The sequence below is a fragment of the Paenibacillus sp. FSL R7-0048 genome (assembly GCF_038004505.1).
Lineage (GTDB): Bacteria > Bacillota > Bacilli > Paenibacillales > Paenibacillaceae > Paenibacillus_AQ > Paenibacillus_AQ odorifer.
Window position 1 is genome coordinate 1,574,072 of record NZ_JBBORF010000001.1, and the last position, 17,405, is coordinate 1,591,476.

Annotated in this window: 9 protein-coding genes and 1 riboswitch; of the genes, 8 read left to right on the forward strand and 1 reads right to left on the reverse strand. The window is 44.0% G+C overall.

What is annotated here, in order from left to right; all coding sequences use genetic code 11:
• Positions 1-146 precede the first annotated feature (146 nt).
• Positions 147-983, reverse strand: coding sequence for a helix-turn-helix domain-containing protein (locus NSQ91_RS06860; protein ID WP_051490882.1), 837 nt, complete (start codon positions 981-983; stop codon positions 147-149).
• 180 nt (positions 984-1,163) lie between these two features.
• Here NSQ91_RS06860 and NSQ91_RS06865 point away from each other — a divergent pair, with 180 nt between their 5' ends.
• The 8 genes from NSQ91_RS06865 to NSQ91_RS06900 all read left to right on the forward strand — a co-directional run bounded on the left by NSQ91_RS06865 (position 1,164) and on the right by NSQ91_RS06900 (position 17,402).
• A complete protein-coding gene (locus NSQ91_RS06865) occupies positions 1,164-2,306 on the forward strand; it encodes a DUF2264 domain-containing protein (RefSeq protein WP_076220723.1) in 1,143 nt (380 codons plus the stop codon).
• Positions 2,307-2,379: 73 nt separating this feature from the next.
• Entirely contained in the window at positions 2,380-4,188 is a 1,809-nt protein-coding gene (locus NSQ91_RS06870) for a heparinase II/III family protein (RefSeq protein WP_076305621.1), read from the forward strand.
• 72 nt (positions 4,189-4,260) lie between these two features.
• Positions 4,261-5,397 (forward strand): glycoside hydrolase family 88 protein, encoded by a 1,137-nt coding sequence (locus NSQ91_RS06875; protein WP_076185373.1) that lies wholly within the window; start codon positions 4,261-4,263, stop codon positions 5,395-5,397.
• A gap of 10 nt (positions 5,398-5,407) precedes the next feature.
• Complete coding sequence (locus tag NSQ91_RS06880; RefSeq protein WP_076305622.1) at positions 5,408-7,267, forward strand: DUF2264 domain-containing protein; 1,860 nt, start codon at positions 5,408-5,410, stop codon at positions 7,265-7,267.
• 207 nt (positions 7,268-7,474) lie between these two features.
• Positions 7,475-8,176: an RNA polymerase sporulation sigma factor SigK gene (gene sigK / locus NSQ91_RS06885; RefSeq protein WP_036675850.1), complete on the forward strand. Its 702-nt coding sequence runs from the start codon at positions 7,475-7,477 to the stop codon at positions 8,174-8,176.
• 427 nt (positions 8,177-8,603) lie between these two features.
• A riboswitch (cobalamin riboswitch) is annotated at positions 8,604-8,795 on the forward strand.
• 410 nt (positions 8,796-9,205) lie between these two features.
• Positions 9,206-11,017, forward strand: coding sequence for an RCC1 domain-containing protein (locus NSQ91_RS06890; RefSeq protein WP_076305623.1), 1,812 nt, complete (start codon positions 9,206-9,208; stop codon positions 11,015-11,017).
• A 429-nt stretch (positions 11,018-11,446) separates the two neighbouring features.
• A complete protein-coding gene (locus NSQ91_RS06895; protein ID WP_340917083.1) occupies positions 11,447-11,647 on the forward strand; it encodes a GBS Bsp-like repeat-containing protein in 201 nt (66 codons plus the stop codon).
• Positions 11,648-11,846: 199 nt separating this feature from the next.
• The gene (locus NSQ91_RS06900) at positions 11,847-17,402 is read left to right on the forward strand and encodes an RHS repeat domain-containing protein (protein WP_340917086.1); all 5,556 of its coding nucleotides are present in this window, start codon (positions 11,847-11,849) and stop codon (positions 17,400-17,402) included.
• Positions 17,403-17,405: the final 3 nt, after the last annotated feature.

The following is a 17,405-nucleotide window of genomic DNA, read 5'->3' on the forward strand; positions in this document are numbered from 1 at the left end:
AGGCTGCATTAAGCGGGCTGCCAGGTTCTTTATAGATTTGGAGAGGCGGTGGAGTGCTTAGGAAAACAGCGGCCGGAAGTCCAACTATTCACCGCAGTAGCGATTGCATCTTTTTTTGAAAAATCCTTGAATTTGAGTTTTAAAGCTCAGCTTCTTTTACTATATTTTCCGGGTGGAATGCCCGTGATGTTCTTGAAGGTACGGATGAAATTGGCATAATCGTTAAAGCCGGACAGATAGCAGGTATCGGATACGGAGTTCCCGGCGGACAAGAGCTGCTTGGATAACGCAATTTTTTTGAGCAAGACGTAACGGTAGATGGTTCCGCCTGTCTGCTGTTTGAACAGATGGCTGAGATAATATTTATCGACGTTCAGTTCTCCAGCGATTTGCTCCAGTGACAGATTTAGATGCAAGTGGTTGTCGATATAGCTCATGGCTGATTGAATATGTGAGGAAATGATGCTGGGCACGGTAGATCGGGTGCGGCTGTACAGCTCATTGATGAGGACGAGGATCTGAACCAGGTAGGTCAGAGCCAGAACTTCACTCCCGTACTGCTGATTCTCTAATGTCTCAATCAGGCGGGAAGCAAGGACTGTATACTCTTCAATCAGCGGTTCATCCATTTGCGCGAGATTATGCTCTCCGGGCTGGCGGTTCTGGAAACAAGCGAGCAGATTTGTAGTTGCGGTACAGAAGGGATAGACAAGTGGAGCTTTGAAATGGATTGTCAACCGTTCATAGGGCTCCGGAGATAAATTGATGATTTTATGAATCTCGTGATTGTTGAACAACAGGACATTGCCCCGCTGCAGGGGATAGCTGAACTGATCTACAAAACCGTTCACCTTGCCGCCCAAGAACAGGAAAATTTCATAGTGGTCATGGATGTGGAAATCCCTGGTAGGTGAGATCGGCGAATTTCCGATACCTGCCAGAATATCTCCATCGAACGGCTCATAATACTGGGCATGCTTCATTGGAACTGCCCCTTTCAGATTGATCACAATATACGCAATAAAACATCATTATTCGCAAAGACATTGCAATAATACAACACTAAACTATAGTAGAAGATTACGCAATATAACAAGATTCAGGCGTTAGGCAAGAGAAGTAGCTGTAGCTGATTAGATGCAATTGAAAGGGTGGAATTGTGCATGAATGGGAAGGAACAGCGTAAATACTGGCTGGATACAATGCTGCTGATCGGGGGGCCTGTGCTGAATGCTTTGGCTGAGCGGAAATTAAAGGAACAGTTGCCTACAAAGTTTCATAGTGACCGGAGCCAGTTTGCCCATTTGGAGGCTTTTGCTAGATTGGCATGTGGAATGGCCCCTTGGCTTGAGCTAGAGGGACTTGAGGGTGAGGAAGAACAGCTTAGAGCGCGTTATGCCGGGCTAATGCTGGAAGCCATTGATGCCGCTGTTGATCCGAATTCACCTGACTATATGGAATTCAAGGCTGAAGGCCAACCGCTGGTAGATGCGGCATTCCTGGCACATGCGCTGGTGCGTGCACCAAAGCAGCTTGCCGGCAAGCTGAGTGCGCGGGTCAAAGGCAATGTAATAACAGCGCTGAAGCAGACACGCCGGACAGCGCCAAGCGGCAGCAACTGGCTGCTGTTCAGCGCAATGGTGGAAGCCGCTTTGTATATACTTGGCGATCCTGAATATGACCGGATGCGCGTTGGTTATGCGGTCCATATGTTCATGGATTGGTATAAGGGCGACGGAGTTTACGGGGATGGCAAGGACTTTCACTGGGATTATTACAACAGCTTTGTTATTCAGCCGATGCTGGTGGATGTGGTAGCACTTTTTGAACAGGAGTCGGAGCAATATTCCGCATTGAAACCGCTGATTCAGCAACGGGCACAGCGATACGCTACTGTTCTCGAACGGATCATTGCACCGGATGGAACCTATCCCTTTATCGGGCGTTCGATCGTTTACCGTTTTGGGGCGTTTCAACTGCTGTCGCAGGCGGCGCTGCAGCATTTTTTGGAGGAAGCATTGCCCCCTGCACAGGTACGCTGCGCTTTGACAGCTGTGATTACGCGAATTATGGAATATCCGGGTACGCTGGATGAGTCCGGATGGCTACGTCCGGGGGTATACGGTTATCAGCCGGAGCTTGCGGAGAGCTATATCAATACAGGCAGTCTTTATTTATGCGCCTCCGTATTCCTCCCGCTGGGGCTGCTCCCTTCTGATCCATTCTGGTCAGGGGAAGAGATGAAATGGACTTCACTAAAAATTGCAGCCGGTGAGGATGTTATGAGAGATCATGCCTTGGAATAAAAAGTATTCAGCCATATTAGTGAAGAATAAGATGCTTCGCGGATCTGACTGACCTTTAAGGAGGAAAAAAGGCATGAATAAACAGATGCTTTTGGAAATAGTGCATGAAATGAAGCCAGTCGATCTGAGCTTGTATTATCCAAAGGGGGATGCGGCTGCTTTTTGGAAACGGGCGTTATCATCGGGAGTACTACAGGCAGATATCAGCGAGATCCGCGCGGAGGCGGTAAGGCTGGACGGGCAGTCTATACCTGAACTGTCGTATACGTTATTTTCCATTTATTCGCGTACGGGTTCGAGGCTGGAATATGAACGGGTCTATTTTGAACGGAGAAGAAGGCTGAATACTTATGTATTTCTGGCTTTGCTGGAGCCGGAACATCCGGAAGTACTGGAGAAGCTGGAGGACATCCTCTGGGCTATATGCGATGAGTACACCTGGTGTCTTCCGGCCCACCTCCCAGCGGATCATAATGCAGCTGATATCAACCGGTATATTGATCTGTTTTCTTCCGAGACCGGATTTACTTTAAGTGAAGTTTTACTTTTGCTCGGGGAACGACTTTCGCAGCTTCTGAGATCCCGAATCCACCATGAAGTAGAGCGGAGACTGTTTCGTCCATTTCTTGAAAATGGTCCTTATGATTGGGAGACAGCGCGGCATAATTGGGCAGCGGTCTGTGCGGGATCAATCGGGGCTGCTGCCTTGCTGTCTGTGGAGGACCCAGCCATGCTTGCGGATATTCTGCTGAGGACAGAGCGCGCCATGTTGTATTACCTGGAAGGGTTCGGTGAGGACGGTGCCTGTCTGGAAGGCCTTGGGTACTGGAATTATGGGTTTGGTTATTTCACTTATTATAGCGATTTGCTCTGTTCCAGAAGCGCAGGCAGACTGGACTGGTTCAAGCAAGAGAAGGTAGCGCAAATCGCGCGCTTCCAACAAAAATGTTTCATTGACGGAAGTCATGTAGCCAATTTCTCTGATTCAGTGCCTCAGGTGCTAGTACATATGGGATTGTCCCATTATCTGGCGGAAGTCTGTACGGATGTCGAACGCCCCCCATCCGCTTTGCGTGCTCCTTACACTGAAGATCATTGCGGCCGCTTTGCACCGGCTTTCCGCAATCTGATCTGGACCAGGGCTGGCAAGGAGGACGAAGCTTGGCGAGCCGCCAGCTATTATCTCCCTGATGCCGTTTGGCTTGTCTCGCGTCATGTGTCGGAGGCGGGTTCATTCGGATTCGCCGCCAAGGGCGGGCACAATGCTGAACCGCATAACCATAATGATCTGGGACATTTCATTCTGAGCGGCCGGGGAGAGATCTACGCATCCGATCTTGGAAGCGGAGAGTATACTGCTGATTATTTTGGGGCTGGCCGTTACCAGTATGACTGCAATGGATCGCAGGGTCATTCGCTGCCGATCATTGATGGCCAGTATCAGCTGGCCGGTCGGGCGTTCAGCTCCACAGTGCTGCATGCATCGGCGGAGGAGAATGATGAGCTGACACTGGATCTGACACAGGCATATCAGGTAACAGGACTACAGTCCTTAATCCGTTCGTTCGTCTGGCATAAAGAGGAATGTCCACGGCTGGAGCTTACAGACACTTACCGGTATGAGGGAATTCCGGCGAGCTGGACGGAGCGGTTTGTCACCTGGCGTGAGCCTAAGCTTCTTCATCCGGGTACCTTGCTGCTGCCGGGGACTATGACTCGCGGCGTTGAAGTGACTTACGATTCACTGAAAGTTGAGCCGGAGATTACTGTGCATATGTACCGGGATCATTTTGGCATGGAGAAGCTCTGGTATAGTCTGGACTTCCATGTGCTTCAGCTTGGCGCGGTGGGCAAACTGGTATTCACTTTTCAATTTCTATAAAAGATGGGCCTGAGCTTATAAAAAGTCCTCTATCAGAGGGTAGAGGCTAATTCGAATAAAGGCGGGATTTAGATGAGTAGATTAGTAAAGCAAGCTTGGGTAGACGAGGCTTGGGGCAAAGCCTTGGAGAAGACTAGAACGAACAGTCGGAGAATCGGTGCAGAATTCCCCCATGCCAGTCAAGGCGGCAAATACGTGCTTGAAGCACCAAACTGGTGGACGGCTGGCTTTTGGCCGGGAATGCTCTGGCAGCTCTATGCTGAGAGTGGTGATGAGGATTTGAAAGCGATTGCTGAGCAGTGTGAGGAACGTCTTGACGAGGTGCTGGATGGTTATGTGAAGCTGGACCATGACCTAGGTTTTATGTGGCTGTTGACCAGTGTTGCGAACTACAAGCTCACGGGCAGAGAAGCATCACGAGTCCGGGCGTTGAAGGCAGCCAACTATCTGGCGGCCCGCTTCAATCTGAAAGGACGCTACATCCGGGCCTGGAATCCATGGAGTGAAGGCGAGGATAACAGCGGGGTAGCCATTATCGATTGCTGCATGAATACCAGCCTGCTTTTTTGGGCTTCCGAAGTAACAGGGGATCCACGTTATCGGCATATCGCTGAGGCGCATATGGATACGGTGCTGGAGCATTTCATCCGGCCGGATGGTTCGGTTTATCACATCGTCAAATTCAACCCGGAATCGGGCGAAGTGGTTGAAAAGCTTGGCGGGCAAGGTTATGCGCCCGAGTCGGCTTGGTCGCGCGGGGCAGCCTGGGCGCTCTACGGACTGTCATTGGCCTATCATCATACGGGCAAGCAGAGTTATCTTAATGCAGCCAAGCAGGTCGCGCATTTCTTCTTGACCCGTCTGCCCGAAGATCACGTTCCACATTGGGATTTCCGTGCTCCCGGTGAAGTTGGCGAGATTCGTGATAGCTCTGCTGGTTCCTGTGCAGCGAGTGGCTTGCTCCTGCTGGCTAGCCAGGTGGACGACTCGGAGGCTCATGTGTATCGGAACGGGGCTATAAGAATTACTGAATCCCTTTATCGGAATTATGGAACTTGGGACAATGCAGAAGAAGAAGGATTGCTGCTTCATGGTACGAGTAACTATCCTGAAGATCGGAATATAGATGTTCCGCTTATCTATGGCGATTTCTTCTATGTCGAAGCGCTAGCCCGGCTAAAAGAAGCCGGACCGTTCTACTGGGAATAGGGGGCATATAATGCAGACTGAAAAGACTTTTACGACTATTGCTAAAAATCCGCTAAAGACCCGGGAGGATCTGGTCTCTGCTCTTGAACAGCTTACAGAACCGCTTCGGCCGCTCTACAGCAGAGGCGGCACACGGCTGGCAATCGGCGGAACAGGAGCCAGCTATTCAGCAGCAACTGCAGAAATGGAAGGTTTCTCCCGGGTATTGTGGGGCTTAGTGCCCCTGCTCATGGGAGGCGGAGAAAACGGGCTTTGGGATACTGTGCTGGATGGCATACGCCACGGCACGGATCCTGCCCATGAAGAATACTGGGGTGAAGTTCAAGATTATGACCAGCGTCTGGTAGAGATGGCGGTCTTCGGTTTCGCCTTAGCCGCCATTCCTGAACAGATCTGGTCACCACTTACCCAGAAGGAACAGGAGCAATTGTACAGTTGGCTGAATCAGATTAATTCCCATCCTTGCTATGACTGCAACTGGCTGTTCTTCAACGTGCTGGTTAATGTTGGATTCCGCAGAATCGGCCGCCCCTACGACGCGGAGCAGCTGGAGAACAATCTGAAGCGAATGGATGATTTTTATCTGGGTGATGGCTGGTACAGTGATGGAATTAACGGGCATAGCGATTATTATGTTCCTTTTGCCATCCATTATTATGCGCTACTGTACGCGAAGCTGATGGAACAGGAGGACCCGGAACGTTCACAGGTGTTCAAAGAACGGGCCCGGCTTTTTGCCACCGAATTGTTGGGCTGGTTCGCTCCGGATGGATCTGCCCTTCCTTATGGAAGGAGCTTAACCTACCGCTTTGCCCAGTCTGCTTTCTGGAGCGTACTCGTCTATGCAGGCGTTGAAGTATTCCCTGTAGGTGTGGTCAAAGGATTAGTACTGCGCAATTTGCGCTGGTGGTTCAGCCAACCGATCTTTGATGCCGGAGGCGTTCTGACGATTGGTTATACCTATCCCAACTTGGTCATGGCGGAGAATTATAACGCTCCCGGTTCCCCCTACTGGGCGTTAAAGACATTCCTGCCATTAGCTCTCAGCGCGGAGCATCCATTCTGGAAGGAAGAAGAACTGCCGCTGCCGGATATTCCTGCAGTTATAGTCCAGAAGCCTGCGCATCTTGTCATTGTCCGCGAACCTGCTTCCGGCCATGTGGCTGCCTTCAACAGTGGTCATCTATATACGAATGAACATACCCACACGTCTGCCAAGTATGAGAAATTCGTATACTCAACAGGCTTCGGGTTCAGCGTACCCCGCTCCGAATGGGGATTGTCTCAAGGGGCATTTGATTCCATGCTCGCTCTAAGTGAGAGCGGGGACAACTTGTATCGGGTCAGACGGCGGAATATGGAGTCAAGAATTGTGGACAATGTGCTGCACTCCGTCTGGAAGCCATGGACTAATGTGGAGGTTCGGACCTGGATCGTTGCTGGGCTGCCCTGGCATATTCGGATACACCGGATCGAGACCGGACGACCGTTGGACGCCGCAGAGGGCGGCTTCGCGCTTGGTCAGGAAGCGGGGGTGGAACAGCAGATCGGCCTTACAACCGCGGCAGTATCTACAGCAAGGGGAATAAGCGGAGTCAAGGGTTTGATCGGCTACGAAAAGGCTGAGCTAATTTGGCCTAATGCCAACACAAACCTGCTTCATCCCCGGACTGTTTTGCCTACACTGACGACTTTCCTTGAGCCTGGAATCCACTGGCTGGCTTCGGCTGTATACGGTGATCCGTCGGGAGATTCTTGCGGCGGTATTATAGAACAATCACCAGAGTCTATTTTGAAGGTTGCTTTTGACAAGGACATCATTAAGGTTCTTACGTCTAGTGAAGCGGAATTTAACATCAGAAGAGAGTGAGAATTACCGCTAACAACATTGTGTTAAAAAGACAAGTAATTGAGTAGAGTATGACTGATTTCTCGTATGAAAAATAAATTTCTGTGGTTGTACAATTTCCCCCGTACAGGCACTTCTAGGCGCACGCCCACATACAATAAGGATGACCATGAACCCGTAAGGCAAACAGATCGGTTTCATTGTACAAGTGCGGGAGGTGTCGCCAAGTTGCCTGGATTCTTAAGCACGATTGCATTGCTGATCAAAGAACTGACGCTGCTGGTATCATACGTAAGGAATAATGCATTTCCACAACCGCTCTCGGAGCAGGAGGAAAGCCGATACTTAGGGATGATGGCTGAGGGAGATGCCAAGGCCCGCAATTTGTTGATTGAGCATAATTTGCGGCTCGTTGCCCATATAGTGAAGAAATTCGATAACACCGGAGAAGACATGGAGGATCTGATCTCCATCGGCACCATCGGCCTGATTAAAGCTATTGAGAGTTATCGTCCGAACAAAGGGACAAAGCTAGCCACTTTTGCTGCCCGTTGTATTGAGAACGAAATCCTGATGCACCTAAGATCCTTGAAGAAAACTCGTAAAGATGTATCTCTGCACGACCCAATTGGGACTGACAAAGAAGGTAATGAAATTACACTCATTGATATCCTCGGTTCGGAAGCGGATGATGTCATTAAAGAAGTAGATCTGAAGATCGAAAAGAGTAAGATTTATCGTAACCTTGATATTCTGGATGACCGGGAAAAAGAAGTTGTCGTTGGGCGGTTTGGATTGGATACAGGTGGAGAAGAGCGGACACAGCGGGAGATTGCCAAGGAGTTGGGGATCTCGCGGAGTTATGTTTCGCGGATAGAGAAGAGGGCGCTCATGAAGTTGTATCATGAGTTTTATAAGGCGAAGCGGTAGGGTCTTCTAAGTTATGAAAAAATAGAATTCGATAGACAGTAGAGATTTGAAAAGCGACTTTTCTACGGAGAAGTTGTTTTTTTATCGTTAACATGATGGGGAATTTTTCCCTTTGCACTATGGATCATCCCATTGATTAGGAGAGGTTTGATGTTGTGTAGGTAGTCTGCGCAATCTCTACTGTGTCATCATACTGCTACTCCCCCTATTCCACTCTCTATCAATGGTGGAGTGATTTTTGTCTAGTTACTTGCCAATCTGTGATTGGTCCATCCCAAGCGAAGTGAATGACTGCGTTCGGTTTTGTTAAGGTGTGTGTAACTCATGGTTTCATTCTCCCACGCAATGGATGTGGTGGTAATTCCATTATACGAATCTTCCTTAGGTGTTTTTGTCTGTCGCACTTCATAATAATTCATGGTATATTATTCCTGTTAATATTTATGGTGATTGCATAGGAATATCCTATCTAGCTTAAAAGGGGAATGTTGGTGAAATTCCCACGCGGTCCCGCCACTGTGAACGCACATTAAAATTCCATCATTAACTGCTTAATGTTAATGGTGGGTTTTTTAATGAACTGCGAAGCCAGAATGCCTGCCATAAATATATCCAACGAATCCCACGAGGATGGGAAGGAGGTTTTTTTATGTCTATATTCAATAGTGAAACTCTTTTATAGAATTACTTTAATAAAGTACTTGTTACATTGGAAATAATGTTGTTAATAAATTATTAATGGTAAAGGTTCATTTGGAATGAAGTAATTATTAGTTAGTTTCATGTTGTCGATGTATAGATTTCGGACAAAAATAAAAAAAAGTTACGGTTTGATTAAATGAAAGTATCTTTCAATATCTAAGAATTTGTTGATTTTTTTATGAGCTGTTTGGTTTTACACGATCATTTGTATTGTCTGTTTAGTTATTTTGCTGGATCCGAAGTTTATTATCCCAGTCATCCTATCTAGTATCGTAGATAACAACTAATTAACTGGAACTATTTATTAAATGGGAGAGAAAAATAAATATGAAGAAATATTATTCGTTATTAATTATCTTATTTCTTTTAGTTATATCGATTAGTCAGTTATCTTTAGTGAGTGCGGATGGTGTAAATCAACAAAAGGAGTTAATTGCACCTGAGACACAAATAATAAGCATATTGGAGGATTCCTCGTTAAAGGTGAATTTAAAAAACATTATTAGAGAAGGGAATTTTTTTCATTTAATTAGATTAGTAGATTTTGATAGTAATAAGGTGATAAATATAAAGAAATCAATTGAGAGGGATCAACTGATAATTAGTCCACAAATTGAATTGAAAGATGGTCATGATTATACATTACATATTCCTCCTTACTCACTTGAGGATATAAATGGAGAAAAATTAAATGATAGCTACTTCCTGAAGTTTCAAATTGTTAGCAATGAGAGCGCTAAAAAAAAATTATTAATAGAATCTATATCTCAAAATAATAACTCCAAAATCATGTCTTTAAATGAAAGCGCAAAGAGTTTACCCTCTACTTTAACTCGGGGTGTTTTAGAACATGGGGAAATATATGCTGGTATAGATAAAAGTGGTTTTATAGAAAAAAATGGGAATCTATGGTTATGGGGAAGTAATGAAATGGGACAGTTGGGGGACTTTATTACTCCATCTAGCAATAAACCAGTTCAGTTGGCTGGAACCGATGTGGTGTCGATGAATAAAGGATTTACTGGTGGAACTTTTAGTTCATATGCTTTGAAAACTGACGGTACAGTGACGGCTTTCGGATTCAATTATTATGGTTTTTTGGGTTTGGGACCTGCTGGAGATCAGACTGATTTTGTTGTCTCTCCAACTCCAATTTCTGGATTATCAAATGTAAATAATATCAGTAGTAGATTTTACCATACCCTCGCTGTTAAATCTAACAGAACAGTGTGGGGATGGGGAGATAATCAACGAGGGCAAGTGGGAGTCGATAGATTAGAACTTATTACAACTCCGGAACAAATTAAAGGTGTTAACGGGGTTGGGAATCTTATGGATATTATTGCTGTTGATGTTGGTGAAATACATTCTATAGCACTTTCGTCAACTGGAACTGTTTATGTTTGGGGAGGCAATAATCATGGTCAGTTAGCAAATGGATCTCTTAATGATGAGAGTTTCCCTAGTAAAGTGCAAATGGGCTCCAGTAATGCTTCTTTGTTAACAGGAGTTAAAGCTATTAGTGCTGGGGACAATTTCAATTTGGTTTTAAAAGAAGATGGAACAGTATGGGGCTGGGGGCAAAATGATAAAGGGCAGCTTGGAGACGGTACTACAGTAGAACGGCGCTATCCAGTCCAAGTCAAGGGCCCAAACGGAGTTGGTTTATTAAATAATGTAATTGCTATTAGCGGTGGAAGTAATTATTCATTAGCACTAAAGTCAGATGGAACAGTATGGAGTTGGGGAGAGAATAGCATGGGCCAACTTGGAGATGGCACAACTTTAGGAAAACTTACTCCTACTCAAGTAAAAGCGATAGGCGGTAAGAGTTTTCTGAATGATGTAATAAAAATAGATGCTGGAAATTCGCATAGTATAGCACTTACTAGCTCTTCATTTATTACGTGGGGGAATAATACAGAGGGTCAATTAGGGAATGACTCATTAATTTCTTATTCAAATATTCCAGTAACAGTTCTACAACCTTCTATTAGACAGGATTACGAATATATTTATGATTCCGCTAATAGGTTAACAGCTATTATCATTCATAAAGGGAATATCAGCTACCGCCGTGACTTTGTATACGATAGTAATGGTAATTTACTATCTGCAATTACAAAGGAAATAAAGTAGCTGTATAATAGCGTTTCAAAATAATTAGTTTGAAAAGAAAAAATAGAATGTTTTTCGTGATGAGTAATCAAAATGATTTGTGGGGAACTAAATATTCTTTGTTACTCAATCGATGGTCCTCTCAATTTATAATAATAACACTGTTTTTGGAGCGTAGTGTTTTTTTAGGATATGTAAATTTTATTCCGACTACCTCTCCAGAATAACCTTATGCCAACTATATTATGGTGGATGTAAGTAGCAAATCATAACCACAAACCCTATATGTCTAAAACTTGACATTCAATATACATAAGATGGAAAAGGAGTCTGATAAAGAGGAGTAAAGATTATTCGTCAAAATCGTATATGTTTAGTATCTTGGTGCTTTTCGTAAGACGTCTATCTAAAGGGCGGTTTTGATAGCACCCAACAGGGGACCTTTCCAACATGGACGATAGTAATGGTCAAGACGATTTAGAGGATCCATGGATTAAGGGGGAACGTTTAAGTTCTACAAGTTGGCGAATTCGAATTCCTTTCTTTAAACATAACAATGAAACAGGAATGTATATTACCCATATTTATTCCTTTGATGCTTCTATGAACAAAATGATGATTGGTGAAATTTTAGTAGAAGTAAAGAAGTGAGTGAAATTAAAAGAGGAGATGCAAAATTCATGTTAATGCATCCCAGGATAGGAAGGTATATTGAAGAAGAAACGATTCAAATAGGGAATGAACTATTATTCTAATAGATTATAGATAAATATTGGGGAATATTTTCATAGAAAGATAGAAATATAGCTCAATTGTGAGGTAACCAAATAAATTCCTGGGGGAAACTAAGTTGAGAAAAATAAAGCTAGTGAGAAAAATAGTAATGGTCATCATGTGTTTATCTTTGATCATTCCAAATATTTTGGAAGGAACTGCGAAAGCGAGTACAACCGTTAAAAGTACTTCTGATCAAACGTACATAAACAAAGCACAAGATTTACCTGCTCCATCACCTGCACCGTCAGATTTTTTGGATTTTTCAACGGATTCGGGACCACAGCCTACACCTACGACTCGTCCAGAGAATTCTGCGAGTGAATTATTCAAAGAAGAAGGTTGGCAGGACTCCATTCCTCCATTGCCGGATGAGAAGGCTACTGTGGAGGTAGCCACCTATGATCCGAAATTGTCTGAGGCTATTGTATCAATTAAAGTTAAAACGCTTGAGAAGCAAGGATTACTCAATCATTCGGTCTCTTCAGGTGGAACGGCTACAAATCAAAGAGTAGCATCACAAGATTTAATCGAATCTGAAATCGAAAAGCTGTTTTTGGCCGGAGCTTCCATTGAAGATGTCTATTGGATTAATTATCTGATGCAGGATTCACCGAATCAAACCTTACTTGAGCTATTAAAGTGGAAGCAAGAAGGAAAGCTAAGCTGGGAAGACATACAAGGGGAATTAGAAAATCAAGCTATCCAGAAGAAGAACCCATCTTCGGTTCAAAATTCTACCTACCAGGATGATCCGATCTTTCAACAATTTCCGAGCATAACCTCGCTAGTGTATGGAGAGGACCTTTTTTCTCCAGATAAATTGAAAATCGCGGCTTTAACGGTGACTGCTTTTGATATGAGGGTCGCTGGCATATTTGACGGACTAGTTGTTCGAGCTCAGCTTAATCAAACCAACAAACCCCAATTTGGAGATCGTAATACTACTGATGAAGTGATCGATCCTGTTTCCGGTTCATTGACATGGAAAGAGAATCAAATCCATTTACCCGGTCGAGATGGTCTGGATTTGGATATTGGGATTATGTACAGTTCCAATCAAGGACATTCTTTTGAAAGAGCATATAGTTCTTCAGGTAATTATACGTACACAGAAAGATATGATCATTTTTTGGAGATGAATAGTTTAGGGGTAGGTTGGTCGTTTCAATTTCCTTCAATCGAAAAAAATGGCGACTATCGTTATTATCATGACGGAAAAGGTGGGGTGTATACCGTAGCCCGTTATCCAGAAAATGGTGATGAATTTACAAAATACACAAAGTTCCTAAATTACAAGCAAAAAAACATGCGATTTGTTTATAACAATGAGAACCATGAATTTAATAACGGAGAGGAAAATTCCTGGTACTACGTTGAATTCGAGGATAAGAGAAAAGAGTACTTTTCTGCCAATGGAGCACTTATCGGGATTGTAGACCGTTTTGGAAATACAATTAACTTTAAGCATCGCTCTATAGATATTGATGGTATACGATCTGTTCTTATCAGTTCAATTACAGATACAGTGGGTCGTGAGGTTACTTTTGAATATGAGGATAACCTTAATACTCAAGAGATATTTAACGGTGAAAATGTGACGATTCGAGTTAAGCAAAATGGAACCGAGGTCCAAAAGGTCATCTTGACTAAAGGCAGAAAACTTGTGCCAGTGAATGAAATTGAAGTCTATTTGCCTGTACTATGGTCGGTTACAGATCAGAATGGGGACAAGACCTACTTCGACTATGAGGAAGGAATTGCATATTATCAAACAGGGAGTGATTATTCGGGTGCAAGAAATCAAAACTATCATACCTTGCTAAAAGAAGTCATATATCCTAATTCAAACACAGAGTATACGTATGAACGGGTTTCCAGAAATATAGGTGAAGATCAAACCCTTCATCAATTTCGACTCTTATCAAGGGTAGATAAAACAGGTCCGAAAAATTATAATTGGCTTCAGTATACGTATACAGGTGACTATACGGGATATCCGACCTATTATCCGCCATATCTACAGCAAAATAATCGCTATAGCAGCACGGTTACCGTAAAAAGCGATACGGCGGCCAACAACTCCAGAATCACCCGAAATTATGATGGTAAAGGAAAGTTGCTATCTACGGACACTCAAGCTGCTAATGGGGAGCGCAAGATCGTTACGAATACAGCATTTGATGGACTCTTCGAGCTATTCCCGACGAGAACTACAATTTCAGAATATGGTGTCGGGGACAGCGAGGCAAGTGCTAATCATTTGTATACAGAAACAACATATTCAGATTGGGGACTGGTCAGTACCCAAACCCAACCATTAACGGCGGAGCAACATAACAATTCAAATCTAAAACAACACTATACGACAACGATAAGCTATGAACCGAAATATCATTTAGTGGAGTCTAAATCTTGGTACCAGAATGAATCTGATCCGGCCCCATTAATTGAACGATACACCTACACTGACAAGGGAAGGCTATCGACAGTAACGAATGCGTCGGGGGAACAAACCACATATAGTTATGGTAACCGCGATACCTTGGGTGGAATCTCTCAAATGACGGCTGAAAAGACAGCCAAGGGTCAATTGGTAGCTAAAAGTGTAACCATATACGGACCTGAGAGTCGTTACGCCTACCCGACAGAACAACAACAGTGGTTCAACATCGGGAAGTCTGACCAGAAAATCGTGAAGACGAAGATGAGTTACGAGATGGGAACGGGTTTGCTGAAAAGTCAAAGTGACGGCAACGATCAGACTACGGTCTATGAATATGATGCAGCAGGTCGTCTAAAAAAAGAAACACATCCGATTCGAACCAATAGCAATGGAGAAACCTTCAGAGAGGTTATCGATTACAATTATTATCATCAAACCTCCAGTAACTTTGATTCGGTGAATGCAGGGACCTATGTTCTGAAGGTCGATACGATTAAAACTGTCACTCAATTATCCACTAACAGTAGTATGAGAACGTATGCGAATACGTTATATAATGGAATGGGCCTAGCGTTGTTAGAAGAGCATTATGACGATAACGTGAGTCAATGGGTCTTCACCCAGTACCACTACGATGATCAAGGACAAGCGATCTATCAAAAGGATGCGTTAGGCAATGAGATTACGGCTAGTTACGATGCATGGGGAAGGCAGAATCGTGCCACAGATGCCAATAACAATATATATGTAACGGATCATAACCTTAAGCAGCGCAAGACAGAAAGTTACATGATTGCTGCTGACACTCAAGAACGATTGAATTATCTGGAAACTATCTATGATCCATGGGGCCAGCCAGTTACCATGAAAACCTATAAAGACTGGCCGAGTCAATCACAGCTTTTAACGGAAAGTTATCGGTACGATATTAATGGTAACGTGATTGGCTACACGGATCCTGCGAATCATCTGAACGAAGCGGGTGTCACAACATCGTATAGCTATGATGCACTGAATCGTCTCACCTCCGTCTATGATGCATTGAACCAGCGCACACGCTATACGTACGATGGGAATGGTCAGCTAGCGAAAGTTACGGTGCAAGCTAAAGGTGGAACAGAGCAAATACTGAATACCAAGTACTATAACGAAGTTGGGTTATTGACGAGCAAGCTAGACGGGGCTTCTCAAAGTGAAAGCTTATCCTATAATGCATTAGGGCAATTAACTAGCAAAACCGATCGTAATGGCAGTCTGTTTGGATACAGCTATGACGAAATTGGCGCGCTCAAGTCAAGCACAGTCAGCGGGATGATCAATAACGTATCGCAGACACAGAAAACCGAAGTGATCTATAACGACGGTTCGCCCTCTAATCAGACCACTAAAAACTTTCTGAACGGAACGATTCAGGCGATGCAGCGAAATACTGTAAACAGTTTGAATCAAGTGCGAAGCACGAACACGGTTGCGTATTCCGCTGGAGCGGTTGCACATTCCGCGTACATCTTTAATCAGCGGGATGCACTAGGCCGAATTACGCAATTGAATGATTATTATTTAAACTTTTACGTGAATTATCAATTCAATAAGTTGAGACTGGACAAAGTACAGACGAATGGCAGCGCTACGGTGAGTAGTGCTGCCACGGCCAATGTACAATATAACTACACTGGGGTTAACCTGGTGAAGTCGATTAGTTATCCGACGCTGACAGACGGAAGCACACTTATGATAGTATACACCTATAACAAAGCCCTAAACTGGGTGGAGAGCGTAACGAACCAAAAGGGAGGCCGTGTGCTCTCCAAATATGTGTATGGGTATGACAACAACGGAAATATTACCTCGGTTACGGAAACGAAAAACAACAATGTGACACAAGATACACAAACGACAACCTATGAGTACGATGCATTGAATCGCTTAATTTCAACGGTACATCCGGGAGGAAGCAGAGACGCATACACCTACGATGTACGTGGGAATCGCTTGACGATGGAACAAAGTGTGAGTAGTTCAGCAGATTTTCAAGATACAAGTTACAACTACGATTTGTGGAACACGCTGACCTCTATAACCAAGAATGGAAGCACAACGAGCTTCCAGTATTATGCTGACGGCCTACGCTATCTAAAGAGTACAGGTAGCAGCCATACCCAGGTGAACTATGATAATAACGCTCAGGTTCTGACTGAAGAAAAGCTGAGTGGCAACAACATTGTTGAGCAATCCACGTTTGTACGCGGGGACCGGGTACTTGTGAAAAAGGACAAGAGAGCAAATAAAGACTACTATTACCTATACAATGGTCATGGTGATGTGGTACAGATAGTGGATACTAGTGGAAAAACAGTAAATGAGTATAGCTATGATGAATGGGGAAACATCACTAGTCAGACAGAAGGAATCTCTAACTCCTTTAAATACGCAGGTGAAGTGTATGATGCTGAAACGGGATTATACTATCTTCGGGCACGGTATTACGATCCGAGTATGGGGCGTTTTTTAAATGAGGATACGTATGAGGGGCAGATTGATAATCCGCTGAGCTTGAATTTGTATACTTATGTTATAAATAACCCGCTTAAATATATTGACCCAACAGGAAATATGCATGAAATGGGCGGAAAATCGTCTGGGGGTTCTGGTGGAGGAGGAGCTTATACAGTTCCAAAATGGTTAGTTAGTGAATTTAAGTTTGTTAAAACACAAAGTCCAAGGACCTTACCTAAAAATTTAAAAATACCAACGGATAGCGCTAATTCTTCTAGTAAGTTGAGAGCAGAAGTCAATACCCAAAGGAATAATACTAAGGGGACCGGTGAAGTTGAAAAAGCATTAACAACTTATAACCCTCAATTTGCTGCTCAGCAAATGCTAAAGAATGGTAAAGTTCCAATAGAGAATTTGGAAAGCATGGTTCCTAACGGTGCTGCCAACGGGTTTAAACCTTCCGCAACAATAGCAGATGGGTACAAGTATAATTATGAGATTAACGGTACAAAAATTGAAATAAAATGGCATGCTCCTGATGCGAATGCTGCTGCTAAATTTCCTAGTAGCAATTCCGGAAGCGGTTGGACTGCACAAATTAAAGTTGGAAACAAGTTGCTTGGTCAAGATGGTAAATTCTATAGAAATCCAAGTAATATCACGCACATACCTGTTGATTTTGGGAGGTAATAA